Source organism: Acinetobacter sp. 251-1 (assembly GCF_030329305.1).
Taxonomy (GTDB): Bacteria; Pseudomonadota; Gammaproteobacteria; order Pseudomonadales; family Moraxellaceae; genus Acinetobacter; species Acinetobacter piscicola_A.
In genome coordinates this window covers 140746-155861 of record NZ_JACANS010000003.1, presented here as the reverse complement: position 1 = coordinate 155861, position 15116 = coordinate 140746, and the positions used below count along the sequence as shown (strand labels likewise).

At 38.7% G+C, this 15116-nt stretch carries 14 protein-coding genes; 3 read left to right on the top strand and 11 right to left on the bottom strand.

Translation table 11 applies throughout. From position 1 onward, the window contains the following. Positions 1 to 93 precede the first annotated feature (93 nt). From tatC to tatA, 3 genes are read right to left on the bottom strand one after another with little or no spacing between them, the layout of a single operon-like run. Complete coding sequence (tatC, locus tag HX129_RS03255; protein WP_286433656.1) at positions 94 to 876, bottom strand: twin-arginine translocase subunit TatC; 783 nt, start codon at positions 874 to 876, stop codon at positions 94 to 96. Next, positions 873 to 1334: a Sec-independent protein translocase protein TatB gene (gene tatB / locus HX129_RS03250; protein WP_286433657.1), complete on the bottom strand. Its 462-nt coding sequence runs from the start codon at positions 1332 to 1334 to the stop codon at positions 873 to 875. The genes tatC and tatB overlap by 4 nt, the downstream gene beginning before the upstream one ends. A 16-nt stretch (positions 1335 to 1350) precedes the next feature. Next, the gene (gene tatA / locus HX129_RS03245; RefSeq protein ID WP_286433658.1) at positions 1351 to 1572 is read right to left on the bottom strand and encodes a Sec-independent protein translocase subunit TatA; all 222 of its coding nucleotides are present in this window, start codon (positions 1570 to 1572) and stop codon (positions 1351 to 1353) included. A gap of 164 nt (positions 1573 to 1736) precedes the next feature. Between tatA and HX129_RS03240 the strand changes: the two genes are divergently transcribed. Then, positions 1737 to 2612, top strand: coding sequence for an AEC family transporter (locus tag HX129_RS03240; RefSeq protein WP_286433659.1), 876 nt, complete (start codon positions 1737 to 1739; stop codon positions 2610 to 2612). 129 nt (positions 2613 to 2741) lie between these two features. Here HX129_RS03240 and rdgB read toward each other — a convergent pair whose 3' ends face one another. The 8 genes from rdgB to HX129_RS03200 all read right to left on the bottom strand — a co-directional run bounded on the left by rdgB (position 2742) and on the right by HX129_RS03200 (position 12532). Continuing rightward, positions 2742 to 3368 carry an RdgB/HAM1 family non-canonical purine NTP pyrophosphatase gene (gene rdgB, locus HX129_RS03235; protein ID WP_286433661.1) on the bottom strand — a complete coding sequence of 209 codons (627 nt, stop codon included), beginning with the start codon at positions 3366 to 3368 and terminating at the stop codon, positions 2742 to 2744. A 192-nt stretch (positions 3369 to 3560) separates the two neighbouring features. Then, on the bottom strand, positions 3561 to 4154 hold the full coding sequence (locus HX129_RS03230; RefSeq protein ID WP_130072080.1) for a tetratricopeptide repeat protein: 594 nt from the start codon (positions 4152 to 4154) through the stop codon (positions 3561 to 3563). After that, complete coding sequence (gene metW, locus HX129_RS03225) at positions 4151 to 4744, bottom strand: methionine biosynthesis protein MetW (RefSeq protein WP_130072079.1); 594 nt, start codon at positions 4742 to 4744, stop codon at positions 4151 to 4153. The genes HX129_RS03230 and metW overlap by 4 nt, the downstream gene beginning before the upstream one ends. Then, positions 4744 to 5904 (bottom strand): homoserine O-succinyltransferase MetX, encoded by a 1161-nt coding sequence (gene metX, locus HX129_RS03220; RefSeq protein WP_130072078.1) that lies wholly within the window; start codon positions 5902 to 5904, stop codon positions 4744 to 4746. Before metX ends, metW begins: the two co-directional genes overlap by 1 nt. Positions 5905 to 6297: 393 nt before the next feature. Next, on the bottom strand, positions 6298 to 7995 hold the full coding sequence (leuA, locus tag HX129_RS03215; protein ID WP_286433662.1) for a 2-isopropylmalate synthase: 1698 nt from the start codon (positions 7993 to 7995) through the stop codon (positions 6298 to 6300). Between the two features lie 278 nt (positions 7996 to 8273). Then, entirely contained in the window at positions 8274 to 9374 is a 1101-nt protein-coding gene (locus HX129_RS03210; RefSeq protein WP_286433663.1) for an alpha-hydroxy acid oxidase, read from the bottom strand. Between the two features lie 54 nt (positions 9375 to 9428). After that, positions 9429 to 10112, bottom strand: a complete 684-nt coding sequence (locus HX129_RS03205; protein WP_286433664.1) for a Fe2+-dependent dioxygenase — start codon at positions 10110 to 10112, stop codon at positions 9429 to 9431. A gap of 113 nt (positions 10113 to 10225) precedes the next feature. Then, on the bottom strand, positions 10226 to 12532 hold the full coding sequence (locus tag HX129_RS03200) for a TonB-dependent receptor (protein WP_286433665.1): 2307 nt from the start codon (positions 12530 to 12532) through the stop codon (positions 10226 to 10228). A 435-nt stretch (positions 12533 to 12967) separates the two neighbouring features. Between HX129_RS03200 and tig the strand changes: the two genes are divergently transcribed. Next, a complete protein-coding gene (gene tig / locus HX129_RS03195; RefSeq protein WP_130072073.1) occupies positions 12968 to 14302 on the top strand; it encodes a trigger factor in 1335 nt (444 codons plus the stop codon). Between the two features lie 189 nt (positions 14303 to 14491). Then, complete coding sequence (gene clpP / locus HX129_RS03190) at positions 14492 to 15103, top strand: ATP-dependent Clp endopeptidase proteolytic subunit ClpP (protein ID WP_130072072.1); 612 nt, start codon at positions 14492 to 14494, stop codon at positions 15101 to 15103. Positions 15104 to 15116: the final 13 nt, after the last annotated feature.

Here is a 15116-nt window from a genome sequence, read left to right as displayed (position 1 = left end):
AAGAAATATGACGACGCTTTGACAGCTAGGTGACAGTCTAATGAAGAAAAAATGTCAAAATGGTGAAATTAAACATATTGTTAATTACAGAGGTTAATCTGTGTTGAGGCGTCTTTTTTCAAGAATTTTGCCGAACATTAGACCCAGTTCAAAGAGTAACCACATTGGAATTGCCAACATAATCATAGAAATGGCATCAGGTGGGGTAATAAACATTGCGATAAAAAAACAACCCACAATAATATAACGGCGTTGGTTGACGAGGTCTTGTGTAGAGACGACGCCGATTAAAATCAGCAATAAGGTAATAATTGGGATTTCAAAAGTGAGTCCAAAGACCAAAAATAGCTTTAAACAAAATGCCAAATAACTATTAATGTCGGTCATCGGTGCGACAGTTTCAGGAGAAACACTCATGAAAAAATGTAAAATCGAGGGCAAAGCCACAAAATATGCAAAGGCAATACCTGCATAAAATAGGCTAATACTGCCAATTAACAAAGGCAGTGCTAAACTTTTTTCTTTGGCATATAACGCAGGTTTCACAAATGCCCAAATTTGATAAAGAATAAAAGGCATTGCCAACATCAAAGCAATAAAAAAATTTAGCTTAAAAGGTGCCATAAATGTTGCAGTCACATCGGTAGCAATCATGGTCGATGTTACGGGCAATTGCGCTCTTAACGGTGCAGATAAGGCAATGTAGGTTTTATTGGCAAAGGGCAATAAGCAAAAAAATAGTGCAATCAATACACCAATAATTTTAAACAAATGACGTCTTAATTCGATCAGATGTTTTGTGATCGGCATGGCTTCTAATTCAGGCTGAGGATTGGGCTCAGAGGAATGAACCTGTGGGGTGAAAGAGCTGTTCATACCGCAACCTCGAAGTGTTTCATTGTAAAAGCTTGCTGTTCAATTTGTTGAATTGGATGGTTAGATGTTGCCAATATTTTCAGCCAAATATGAGCGATATATACAGTTGGAACTGAAGCTTGTATAAAATGGTAAGTGATGTTTTGCGGCTGAGCCGTGACATTTGCTGTGATATTTTGTTTTTCTTCAGCATGTTTGTTTTGTTGTAGTTCCTGCATTTGCGCTTGCATTTTTTGTTCAAGCTCTTGAATACGTTGCATCTCAAGCTGCATCTGCTCACGCAATTCGGAAAGACGGAGTTCACGGTCAATGTCATTTTGCACATTACTGACAGTACGTTTGATTTTAGAATACCATTTGCCTACAAAACGTGCAGCGACAGGCAGCTTTTCAGGACCTAAAACCAATAAAGCGATAACGCCAAAAACCAGTAATTCAGAAAAACCAACATCGAGCATGATCTATACTCCCGTATCAGTGTTTTACGGTAGAGTTCACATCATGGGTATTTTGATGTTCTAAAGTACGTGGCTCTTGTAGATTAGGAGTCGTAACTTCATCCTCTTTGATAGATTTTTTAAAGTCTTTTACCGCACCGCCCACGTCTTTCCCTAAGTTTTTAAGTTTTGATGTACCAAATAATAAAATCACTACAATTGCAAAAATCAGTACGTGCCAAATTGATAATCCAGCCATGATAAAATCTCCTGTTTCATTAGGGCTTATCTCAACAGGTATCTGTGACAAAAAAGTGACACCAATATTTCAATTTAAAGACATGGGTTTTAAAGTTGCTTTTTCAAAAGCATGTTGCGGTGCATCATGCTAAAATTCTGTGAAATTATTTTAGGTGAATGCGAGTGTCTACGGTATTACCCCTTTTGGGGTTTTGTAGTGGCTTAATCTTAGCAACAACGTCATTTTCACAGCATTTAAAAAGCTTATTTTCTTCTGTTTTATCACGCTTATTTATTCCAATTGTGATTATTTACAATATGGTTTTTTATCAGGCGGGCAGTTTGGGCTTGATGCTATTTAGCTTTTTTTCAGCAGTTTTATTATTTTTTATTTACCTATTTTTATCCAAAGACCGACTACAGTCACTCTGTTTTAGTTATACCAATATGGCTTGGCTCGGTTTTCCCATCGCCATGGCTTTGTTTGGAGAACAAATCAGTGCATCTATTATTGCCATCTATGTCGGTGGTTCTATTTTTGGCAATATTTGGGCAGTAACTTCTGTCAGCTCCGAAACTTTAAATATTCAAGATATTTTTAAAAAAGTCATTAAGTCCCCCCCTGTTATTGCCTTGATTTTGGCAGCTATTTTAAGACTGTTGAATGTGCAAAGTGTACAAGAGCATGCGTGGATCGATGCGATTTATTCTTTTTCAAAATGGGGGATGGTCTTTACGGGTATGTCTGTATTAGGCATGTGGTTACGCAAAACCAAAGTACATTTAGAGGATTTGACCTATAGTTGTAAAGTAGCACTGATCAAAGTGATCTGTGGCGTCATTTTCTGTACATTTGCTTATTATTTTTTACCAATCGCACATGTTCAGGACAATATTGGTGTGATGTTTTTATTATTCTGTTTACCTCCCGCAGCGAATATTGTGGCACTTGAAACGCATTATCAAGGGACAGGTATTTCAGCCAAATACATTGCAGCAGGAACGATGGTCAGTTGTGGCATATGCTTAATTTATGGGGTAATGGTGCATTTATTGTAGGGCGGCTTAAATCATGCAAATTCCCTTGTTTTATAGGGCTGAGTTAAAGGGCATTATAATTCTTATAGGGAAAATACCTCTCCTTGTGGTGCGTATAAACACTCATTCTTTCAAGGAGAGGGCAGGTTCTTACTTTTCTAAACTTGCTTTAAATAATTGCATGGCTTGTCCACGATGACTGATTTTATTTTTTTCTTCTTTACTCATTTCAGCACTCGAAATCTGCAATTCGGGTAACCAAAACAAAGGATCGTAACCAAAACCATGTGCTCCACGTGGAGCATCTAACACTTCACCTTGCCAAATGCCTTGAAAAATTTGTGGAAGTGGGTCATCCGCATGTTGAACCAAAGCTAAAACACAAACAAACATGGCTTCAATCGTTTTGCCTTCTTGGCGTAAAGGTTTTAGGTTTTCTAAAAGTTGCTTATTGTTTGCGGCATCATCACCGTGTTCACCCGCATAACGTGCAGAGTAGATGCCAGGTGCACCACCTAACATCGGCACACAAATCCCTGAATCATCTGCAATGGCAGGTTTTCCTGAAATACGACTTGCATGGCGTGCTTTGATGATGGCATTTTCAATAAAACTTAAGCCATCTTCTACGGCATCTTCAATATTGAGTTTTCCTTGAGGAATGACCTCGACAGGGAGGTTTAACTCTGCAAACATTTTTTCAAATTCAGCAATTTTACCTTTGTTATTACTTGCGAGGACTAATGTTCCTTGGGATAACCAATCTTGTGCAGACATGTCAATTGCTCTGAGTTTGAATCGTGAAAGCTATTTTAACTGATTCTGAGTGCGGTTTGAAAATTAGAAGTTTTTCCATGAAATGGAAGATGATTTAAAAAATCATGATGCTAAAAAAGCATATTCTATTCTCAAATAAAAAAAAGCACCTTAATGGTGCTTCCTTTATCGTATTTTATTTAAAAATAAAACTTATTGTGTTTGAATCCAACGGTCAGCACGGTCACGCGCAGTACGGATTTGTTCAGGCGTTAAGTTGGCAGCTAAAGCCGTTTTTTTGGTTTCAGACATATTAATGACTTTATTGTCTAACATGCCATCACGAGTTGAAAGTTCATACCACTGGTAAGCACCAATGTAGTTTTTCTTTTGCTCTTCCATCACAGCTAAGTTAAAGCTTGCACGATTATCGCCGTGGCTTGCGGCTTTTTCAAAGTATTGACGTGCAGACGCTTCGTTTTTAGATACTCCAATACCATCAGCATACATACGACCCACGTTCAATTGAGCTGCTGAAATCCCTTGATCCGCCGCAGCTTTAAACAAACTAAAAGCTTCTTTTAGATCTTTAGAAACACCATTGCCTGATTGATAACGCGTCGCAAGATAAAACTGTGCAGCAGGTTGACCTGCTTTTGCTGCTTTGGTTAAGTCAGCCACATTCATATGTGCATACTGTGCAGCAAGTGCAGCAGTTGATTTTTGTTGTTGCGGAATATAGTCCGCATGGGCTTGAAAACTAAGCAGCCCAAAAAATAATGTACTACCTAATAATAATTTTTTCATATAGCGCTCACTCGATAGATTGCGACTTCGCCGAACAAGTTTGGGATCGACTTACTCAGTAAGCTCCCTTGTTGGTTCCCATTTACAGCAAGTCGATTAATAATACGAATATGATTTTCCGCACAAAGTGCTTCAAAGTCACGAAAGGTGCATAGGTGTATATTTGGCGTATTATACCACATATACGGTAATGCATCTGAAACGGGCATCATCCCTTTTAAGGCAAGAAAAGAACGAGTCTTCCAATGCGCAAAGTTAGGAAATGTAATGATTGCCTGTTTCCCCACACGCACCATGTCGCGCAATAGCACATCGGGTGCATCTACTGCTTGTAATGCTTGAGCCATGACCACATAGTCAAAAGACTGATCAGCAAAACGACCTAAACCCAAATTTAAGTCTTGTTGGATAATATTTAACCCTCTACTGACTGCAATTGCAATCTTTTCTTGATCAATTTCGAGTCCGTATGCACGAATATTATGTTTTTTACTCATGTGTGCAAGTAACTCGCCATCACCACAACCTAAGTCGAGGACACGTGAGTCGGGTTGAATCCATTTTTCAGCAAGTTGGTGGTCAATACGCATTATGCTATCTCCTTCGGTGTTGCTTGAAGGTGTTGTTCACCACCTAAAAATGCTCGTAATGATTTGACATATAAGGGAATAGGGAACAAGAATGAGTCATGACCTTGTTCTGCATCAATGTCTAAATAACTGACTGGTTTGTTTGTAGATACGAGCGCATCTACGATTTCCTGAGAGCGTTGTGGGCTAAAACGCCAGTCTGTAGTAAATGAAACCACCAAGAAACGACATTGAGTATTGGACAATGCTTTGACTAATGATTGCTCATATTCACGCGATGGATCAAAATAATCCAAGGCTTTGGTCATGATCAAATAGGTATTAGCATCAAAGTTACGGCTGAATTGTTCACCTTGATAACGCAAATAGCTTTCGACTTGGAATTCCACATCAAAACCATACATAAATTTGCCAGATTTTAAGTCACGGCCAAATTTCTGTTTCATGGCTTCTTCTGAAAGATAAGTAATATGACCTACCATGCGTGCCAAAATTAAGCCACGTTTTGGATAGCTATCATGTTCAAGATAACGTCCATGATGGAAATCTGGATCGGACAGAATGGACTGACGTGCCACCTCGTTAAAGGCAATATTCTGTGCTGATAGCTTCGGTGCGGAAGCAATAATGACGCATTTTTGTAAACGATCAGGATAATCTACAGACCATTGTAACGCCTGCATCCCCCCCAATGAGCCTCCAATGACCGCATACCAAACATCAATGCCTAAACGGTCAGACAACATGGCTTGAGTTTTGACCCAATCTCGCACCGTGACGAGAGGAAAGTCTGGACCATAAGGGCGATTTTCATTTTCAGGATTTGGTGAAGTTGGTCCTGTAGAACCATTACAACCGCCAATATTATTTAAGGCGACGACAAAAAACTTTGAGGTATCAATGGCTTTGCCTGGGCCAATACAAGCATCCCACCAACCAGGCTTTTTATCATCTGCATGATGATAGCCAGCAGCATGATGATGGCCTGACAATGCATGACAAATTAAAATAGCATTCGATTGATCTGCATTCAGTTCACCATAAGTTTCAACCATGATTTCGAAACGAGGTAATACACGACCACATTCGAGTTCTAAGGGTTCTTTAAATTCAAACTTTTGCGGGGTAACGAGACCCACTGAATCTGCTGGAAATGACACAGGAAATGTTCGCCTTAAAATTTGAGAAAATAGGTAAATTTCATCAATCAATGTCTGATCAGAAAACGACTTGTTTTGATCATTTGAACTTCGCTATATTTCACTAAGAAAGCTCCCTCCATCTTTTGGAAGAGGGTAAGGCAGGAGACATTATTGCAAATTTGCCCTCATCCTCACCTTCTCCAACTTGGTCGTGTGTTTCAACAAAGCACTGCTTTGTTTTACTTACGGAGAAGAGACTTTCTACTGCTTAAATAGCACTTTAGTCGTTAAAGTCGTTCATTTTTTGATTTGTGAAAATACGCATATCTAATGATTACATAAACAAAAGGATACCACTTGGGGCATCCTTTCTAAAGTCTTTTAATTGATATTGCTTATATACGATCTAGCTTATACAGCAGCAGCGATCACTTGATCTGTGCTCAACACACCTTGGTCGATCAAACGGTTGGTTGCCGCAATAATCGCTTCGATAGATGAAGTGACAATATTGTCATGAACACCCGCACCAAAGGCAGATTTACCTGTACCATGTACCTGAAGTTCGATCAATGCCAAGGCTTTAGCGCTAGCACCTGAGCTAATGCTACGTTCTTCATAATTCAAGACATCAATCGGCAATTGAAGTGCATTCAAAATTGCTGAGATCGGACCATTACCTTCACCACGTAAATGTTGAGTTTCACCATTTACTACGACATCAAGCTCAATCACTTGATTGCCGTTTTCATCAGACAATCTGTAATTCTGCGCTGAATAATGTGCATCTTTAGCAGCAACATAGGTCTCTTTGAACAAGTTCCAAATTTGTTGTGCTGAAACTTCAACGCCTTCATCATCAGCAACCTGTTGTACCACTTGCGAAAATTCAACTTGTAAACGACGCGGTAAAACCACGTTGTAGTTTGATTCTAACAAGTAAGCGATACCACCTTTACCTGATTGTGAGTTAACACGAATCACGGCGTCATAGTCACGACCTAAATCTTTCGGGTCGATTGGTAAGTAAGGCATATCCCAAATTTCTTGATCTTTTTGGAACTCAAAACCTTTCTTAATCGCATCTTGGTGAGAACCTGAGAATGCAGTAAAGACCAAATCGCCTGCATATGGATGACGAGGGTGTACAGGCAAGCCAGTGCATTCTTCAACAGTGGCAATGATTTCGTTGATGTTCGAGAAATCTAATTCAGGTGCAACACCTTGGGTGTACATATTCAATGCAATCGCTGCAACGTCCACATTACCTGTACGTTCACCATTTCCAAACACACAACCTTCAACACGGTCAGCACCTGCCATGATCGCCAATTCAGATGCTGCAATGCCACAGCCACGGTCATTGTGACAGTGAACAGAAATGATCACGCCGTCACGACGAGCAAGATTACGGTGCATCCATTCAATTTGGTCGGCATAGACATGAGGACCTGAAACTTCAACCGTCGCAGGTAAGTTCAAAATGACTTTATTGTCAGGAGAAGCGTCCCAAATTTCAGTCACAGCATCACAAACATCTTTTGCAACTTCTAATTCTGTTGCAGTAAAACATTCAGGGCTGTATTGGAAAATAAATTCGGTTTCAGGCTGCTTTGCTGCATATTCTTTAACTTTGGTTGCAGCATTGATTGCCAATTGTTTTGCACCTGCAATATCAACATTCAAGACTTTTTGACGGAAAGTCGGTGAGTTTGAGTTGTAAATATGCACAATGGCACGTTTTGCACCTTGTAAAGATTCAAAAGTACGCTGAATTAAATGATCACGTGCTTGTACCAAAACTTCGATATAAACGTCGTCTGGAATATGACCTTCTTCAATCAATTTACGTGTAAAGTCAAAGTCAATTTGCGAAGCAGAAGGGAAACCAATTTCAATATGTTTAAAACCAATTTTCACCAACATTTGGAACATTTTGAATTTTTGTTCAATGTTCATGGGTTCAAAAATCGCTTGGTTTCCGTCACGAAGGTCGGTACTCATCCAAATTGGCGCTTTATTGATTTCTTTATCTGGCCATTGGCGGTCTGGCAAGTCTACACGTTGGTACATGCGACGATATTTTTTACTTGGATCAGCCAACATCATGAGGAAACTCCTTGTGTAGTGTCTACTGCTCGTATCTTGGGTAAAGGCAGCTTACTACAAATATAGATTGTGTCTATTCTAACGATTTACAAGTATTTTTCGGAGAATATTCGCCTAAAGTGGCATAACATGATGGTGTTCTTAACATCACATGAATGGAACTTTGATGACTTGTAAATAAATTAACTTAAGCTTAATTCTAAAACATATACTTTGGAAATAATTTCCTTAATGTGCAGCATTTCATTTAAATAAGAAAAATATTTTCATGAAAATGATTATTCTTGAGAAATATAGTCTGTGTTAATGTCATTTGGTGTAGAAGTTCCCATTAAAGCCATAGTCACCTCAAATTCTTCCTTTAAGATTTTAATCACATGCGCCACACCCAAAGCCCCGGCAACGGCCAAACCGTGAATATAAGGACGCCCAATCAACACTGCAGACGCACCTATGGCCAGTGCTTTAAATACATCTGTCCCACGGCGCACACCGCCATCAAGGAGTAAAGGAAAATCAGCAGGGACAACGCTTTTAATTTTTGCTAAAGCTTTGAGTGGTGAAATCGCGGTATCTAAAACTCGTCCACCGTGATTGGAGATAATTAAACCTTTTACCCCGATTGCTATAGCTTTACGGGCATCAGCAGGATGTAGTACACCTTTTAAAATCACAGGTAAATGTGTGTTGGCAATGATAAATTCAATATCTGCCCATTTCGGTGCAATTTGCATTAAGCCATTAAATACAGGATGTTGATCTTCACGAAGTTCAGGCAGAGGAATATGAGTGGGAGTATGCGGATGTTGCATATTTTCAGGTAAATGGAAAAACACACGACGTTCACGATCACGAATACCTGTATGCGGAGCATCTACTGTAATGACGATCGCTTTAAAATTTTGAGCTTCGGCAAGTTTGACTAAAGCAAGTGATTTTTCACGTTCGCCTTGCCAATAGAGCTGAAACCATTTGAAAGGATTTTCTGCTTTTAAACGGCGTAAATCGGTATTGGTGAAGGTACTGAGTATAAAGTTGCTACCCAATACTTCAGCGGCTAAAGCGGTGGCTGCTTCGGCATCGGGATAGAACTGTTGTTGATGTCCAATGGGTGCTAAAAAAATCGGATGTGGAAATTTTTGACCTAAGATTTCTATTTCTGTTGAGCCTTGTGTGAGGTCATTGAGTAATCTTGGAACAAGTTGGATTTTGGAGAATTGTTGGCGATTGTCTCGGACACTATATTCATCCATTGCGCCGCCTTGTAGATATTGCCACACCATATCTGACAGATGTTTTTGCGCTTGAGTTTCATAATCTGCCAAGGTTTGTAGATGAGGGGGGATTTGGCTAAGTGGGGCGAGGACAGAGGAGCTCATAAGAAACCTATTCATCTACAAAATGTGGGCTAAAAATACGTTGGCTGAATAAACTTATAACTCAGCCCATTTACGAATTAAATTGTGGTAAAGACTGGTGAGTTTCACAACTTCGGCATGTCTATCACCCAATTCAGTCCTAAGATTTTGAATACTTTGATCTAAATTAAATAAAATATGGCGATTGGCATCATCACGGATCATGCTTTGCAACCAAAAAAATGAGGCTGTACGGCACCCTGAGGTAACAGGACTGACTTCATGCACACTGCTTGATGGATAGAGGAGCAAATCCCCCGCAGGCAGTTTAACTTCATGGTAGCCGTAAGTATCCTCAATGACCAATTCACCACCGTCATAGTCTTCAGGTTCAGTCAAAAATAAAGTACAGGAAAGATCGGTACGGATGCGCTGCTGCGTTCCTTGAATATGGCGAATAGCGTTATCCACATGAAAACCAAAAGTTTCACCTTGTTCATAACGATTAAAATAAGGTGGTAAAATTTCTAATGGCAGTGCTGCTGATAAAAATAAAGGATGCTGTGCCAATGCATCTAAGATGATGCTGCCCAAATGCTGTGTGAGTGGGTGATTTTCAGGGAGTTGTTGGTTGTTTTTTACATGTGCAGACAATGACCCTGTGGTTTTTTTACCATCCTCCCAATTAACTGTATTCATTTCTTGTCGGAAATAAGCGGTTTGTTCTTTGCTTAATACATTTGGAATATGGTGAATCATCGTCACACCTTGAACGTTGTTGGATGAATAAAAGGAAAATAGCCCCTAAAGTTAGAGGCTAGTTTATAATATGTAATCTAATCCATAAGATCTATATGGATTAATGTCATAACTTAGTATTTAAAGTTTAAAGACAATACTGCACTGCGACCTTCTGCTTCCGTTGCATAGTGTGATGCATAGGCTTTAGTGAAATAGCGTTTGTCAGACAAGTTATTGACATTCAACTGTAAATCAACATTTTTGTTTACGTTATAACGAGCCATAGCATCGTAACGTACATAGCCTGGGACATACTTAGTATTTGCAGCATCGCCATAGACTTTATCCATAGCTACTGCGCCAACACCTAAATTCAGCACAGGAAGTACTTGATAAGTTGTCCAAAGGGTTGCTGAATTTTTTGCTACGTTTTGTACTTGATTACCATTATTTGCACTTGGAGAATAAGTACCATCAGAATTCTTGCTATATCCTGCGTCTACAATTTCACTATCTAAGTAAGTATAGCCAGCAGAAACAGCCCATTTATCTGTAATGTTACCGTTAGCACCTAGTTCAATACCATCTACACGTGTTTCACCAACATTACGAGTAAAACCATCTGTATCAGTCGCACGGGTATTTTCTTTTTCTGTACGGAATATCGCAGCAGTTAAGCTTAACTTATCATTAAGAACGTCCCATTTCGTACCTAATTCATAAGTTTTTACTTCCTCAGGCTTAAGGTTGTTCATTGCGCGAGCTTGTTCTTCAGTTGTGTTACGTCCAGGTACGCTTAACCCTTCAGAACCGTCACCAGCATCAACACCTACAGGATTTGCCGATGTTGCATAGCTTAAATAAATTGAACCATTTTGACGTGGTTTGAAAGTCACACCTGCTTGATAGTTAAAGAAGTCGTTACTAGTACTATATTCTGTACCAGCTTTGATTGAACTAGAATCTTTGTTGTATTTAACGTCAGAATCAAATTTGTCCCAACGAACGCCCAAGTCCAATAACCATTGTGGATTGATTTCAATATTATCAAGGAAGTAGACTGAAGTTGTTTCAGATGAGTTTGTTGAGATTGCTTTATCTGCAGAAATGCCACCTAACCATGGGTCTTTTGAGTTTGGATTATAAGCGTCTGTACACCAGAAGTTAGATGAAATACTGTTTAAGCCATTACATCCCTTTGCACTACTGATATTCGATGGCAATGTAGAAGATGGAGTTTGCCCTAAGTCAGTGAGTAGATAACTACCTTTATCTGATTCTTGTTTAGAATATTCTGCACCAACATTAAAGCTATGTACGAAAGCACCTGTATTAAATTTACCAGTTAAAGCTAGTTGATCTGTAAATGCATCTGTATTTGTAATACGTGTATTTGCACGACGAACTACTTGCCCATTAGCAATATTTAATTTTGAATCATCTGGTTGTGTCCAAACATAATCATTTTTAGATTTGTTGTACATCGCTGTATTAGTGATGGTTAAGTTATCGGTTAAATCATGTTCTAACTTAATTGTGCCTGCTTGATTTTCTTGTTTTTGGAAATCACGGTCTAACCAACCATAGTAAATACCTTGTTTAGCATTTAAAGGTTTACCAGTAGCCGTTTTATCATTTGCATTCCAATATGGTACGCCTGAATCTGGTGTATCATCAGATTTTAAATAGTAATAACTTAATGTCGCACGAGTAGGCGTGTTTAATCCAAAAGTAATACTTGGTGCAATACCCACACGTGCATATTCAGCACCGTCTGCTTGACCTGCTTTTTCATTTTTATGACCTAAAACAGCAACGCGTGCTGCAATGCCATTACCAAAGTCTTTATTACCATCTAAGGTGATACGTTGATAGTTGTCAGTACCCCCAGCAACTGATCCTTCTAAAAAGTCACCTTTTTTAGCCACTTTAGAAATCATATTGATGCTACCACCGACTGTACCCGCACCACCCATGGCAGAAGCAGAACCTTTGGTGACTTCAACTTGTTCAACTGCGAACATTTCACGGTTTTGTGAAGTTGAGTTACGGATACCATCTAGATACATTGAGCTTTCAGAGTTATAACCACGAATAAATGGGCGGTCACCATTTGGATTGCCGCCTTCACCTGCACCTAAAGTAATCCCTGGAACAGTACGAAGTGCATCTGCAAGCGTAGTCACTTGTGTGTCTTCGATTAATTTTTTAGAAATTACAGACACAGATTTTGGTGTGTCTAAAAGAGGAGCAACAAATTTACTATTTGCTGATTCATCAACTTTTAAACTTTCTTTTTTTGTTGCGTGAGCTTGCGCATGGATTGTAGGTAGTTGTTGAATCGTATCTTCTTGTGCAATCGCAGTTGTAGTAATGACAGACAAAGAAGAAGCAAGGGCTGAAACAACAACCTTTTTGCGTGATTTAATAAATGACATAACGACTCACTGGTGAATGCAAATTTGTATGCGAATAATAATAATTCTTATTTGTTTTAACTATTCTTTGTTATTGGTTTTAACTATGAATATATTGATTATCATTTGTAAATATAATGTTTAATAATGTAAAATAATATTAAGTTTATGATTTTTATGTTAAATAAAAAACTCTTTTAAAAAATGGTTTTTTATTGGTTTTACGAATCAGAGGTCATGTGAGAGGAGTTGTTAGAAGTTTTACTCTAGTGAAGTGGTTTTATTCATTTCTGAAAGAATGACGTCATCGGAAAATAAATTTGAAAAATTACTGAAAAGAAATATAGAGAAATTTTTATTTTAGGGGTTAAAATAGCCGACATTTTGTATATCTATAAAGTTGTCATATAATGTGGCACTTTTTTAAATTGTAACTACTATTATATAGAGGAAGCCATGCAAGTAACTTCTGAAGCGGTTTCGGGCATTGCCCGTCGTTTAAATGTATCTGTACCGACGAGCCGTGTAAATGAGCAATTTGAAGCTCGTTTAAAACGCGCTGCCAAAACTGTAAAGATTAACGGCTTCCGTCCAGGTAAAGTACCTGTAAACGTTGTTCGTCGTGAATATGGTGCTGGTATTTACCAAGAAGTGGTAAATGACATCATCCGTGACTCAGTATTCGAAGCAATTCAACAAGAAAAAATCAATGCTGTTGGTATGCCAAACATTGATAAAGTTGAAAACAAAGATGATGCTTTGGTTTTTCAAGCAACTGTAGAGGTTTACCCAGAAGTTTCAGTAAATGCACTTGATACTTTAGAAATCGAACGTAAATCGACTTCAGTGAATGATAAAGATGTCGACACTATGCTCGAAAACCTTCAAAAACAACGTCAAACTTGGGCTGAAACCAAAGGTATGGCGAAGAAAGACATGCAAGTGACTTTCGACTTTGAAGGTACAGTGGATGGCGAAAAATTTGAAGGCGGCGCTGCGCAAGACTTTAAACTTGTTTTAGGTTCTGGTCGTATGATTCCTGGCTTCGAAGATGGCATCATCGGTATGAAGAAAGGTGAAGAGAAAGTCATTGATGTTACTTTCCCTGAAGACTACCAAGCTGAAAACCTTGCAGGTAAAGCGGCTCAATTCAAAATCAATGTGAAATTGGTTGAAAAACCAAAACTTCCTGAAATTGATGCTGAGTTCTTAAAAATCTTTGGTATTACTGAAGAAGAAGGCGTTGAAAAATTAAAAGCTGACGTTCGCAAAAACATGGAACGTGAAGTGAAAAATGGTCTACGTAACCAAGTTAAATCTGCTGCATTTGATGCATTAGTTGCTGCAAATGAAGTTGAACTTCCTTCAGCAATGGTTGCTCAAGAAATTGACCGTCAACGTCAACAAATGATTCAACAGTTCACTCAACAGTTTGGTGCTCAAGGTGCGCAAGCATTTGACAGCAGCATGCTGCCTGATGACTTATTCAAAGAACAAGCTGAAAAGTCAGTTAAATTAGGTGTACTTGTAAGTAAAATCTTAGCAGATGCTAAACTTGAAGTAGATGCTGCTCGTGTTGAAGCTTACATCGAAGACATGGCAACTTCTTATGAAGATCCTGCTGAAGTGATTGAATACTTCAAAAATGATGAAAAACAACGTGCTCAAATTGAAGCTGTTGTTTTAGAAGACCAAGTTGTAGATTATATTTTAGCTGCTGCTAAAGTATCTGATACTGAAGTGAGCTACCAAGATTTATTGAAAGAACAGCAAGCACGTCAACAAGGCTAAGTTGTTTTTTATTAAAAGGCGCTTTCGAGCGCCTTTTTTTATGCTGTATCAAACTTGTAATTGTCCCAAATTCAAAATGCTTATTCAAAAAAATTTGATATTTAATGGGGAATATTTTGCAATTTCAATCATTATCCCTCATATTGTCACTATGAGCTGAGTAACAAAAAATTCAGGAATAAATAACATATGTATGTTCCATCTATTGAAAACGCTTTAGTCCCTGTGGTTGTAGAACAGTCATCTCGTGGTGAACGTTCTTTCGATATTTTCTCACGTCTTTTACGTGAGCGTGTAATTTTCTTAACAGGTGAAGTTGAAGACAACATGGCAAACTTAATCGTTGCACAAATGTTGTTTTTAGAAGCTGAAAACCCAGAAAAAGATATTCATTTATATATTAATTCACCAGGAGGGTCAGTGACTGCAGGTATGGCAATTTACGATACCATGCAATTTATTAAGCCCGATGTGGTGACGTATTGTATGGGGCAAGCTGCATCGATGGGTGCATTCTTGTTAAATGCGGGTGCGAAAGGTAAACGTTATTGTCTTGAAAATGCGCGCGTGATGATTCACCAACCATTGGGTGGTTTCCGTGGTCAGGCATCAGATATTGAAATCCATGCACGTGAGATTTTATTTATTAAAGAACGTTTAAATCGCTTAATGGCAGAACATAGTGGCCAAGACTATGAGCGTGTCGCAAAAGACACGGATCGTGATAACTTTATGACTGCAGAACAAGCGAAAGAATACGGTTTAGTGGATCAAGTGTTATCAAAACGCCCACAAAACTAAGCTTTAACGTACA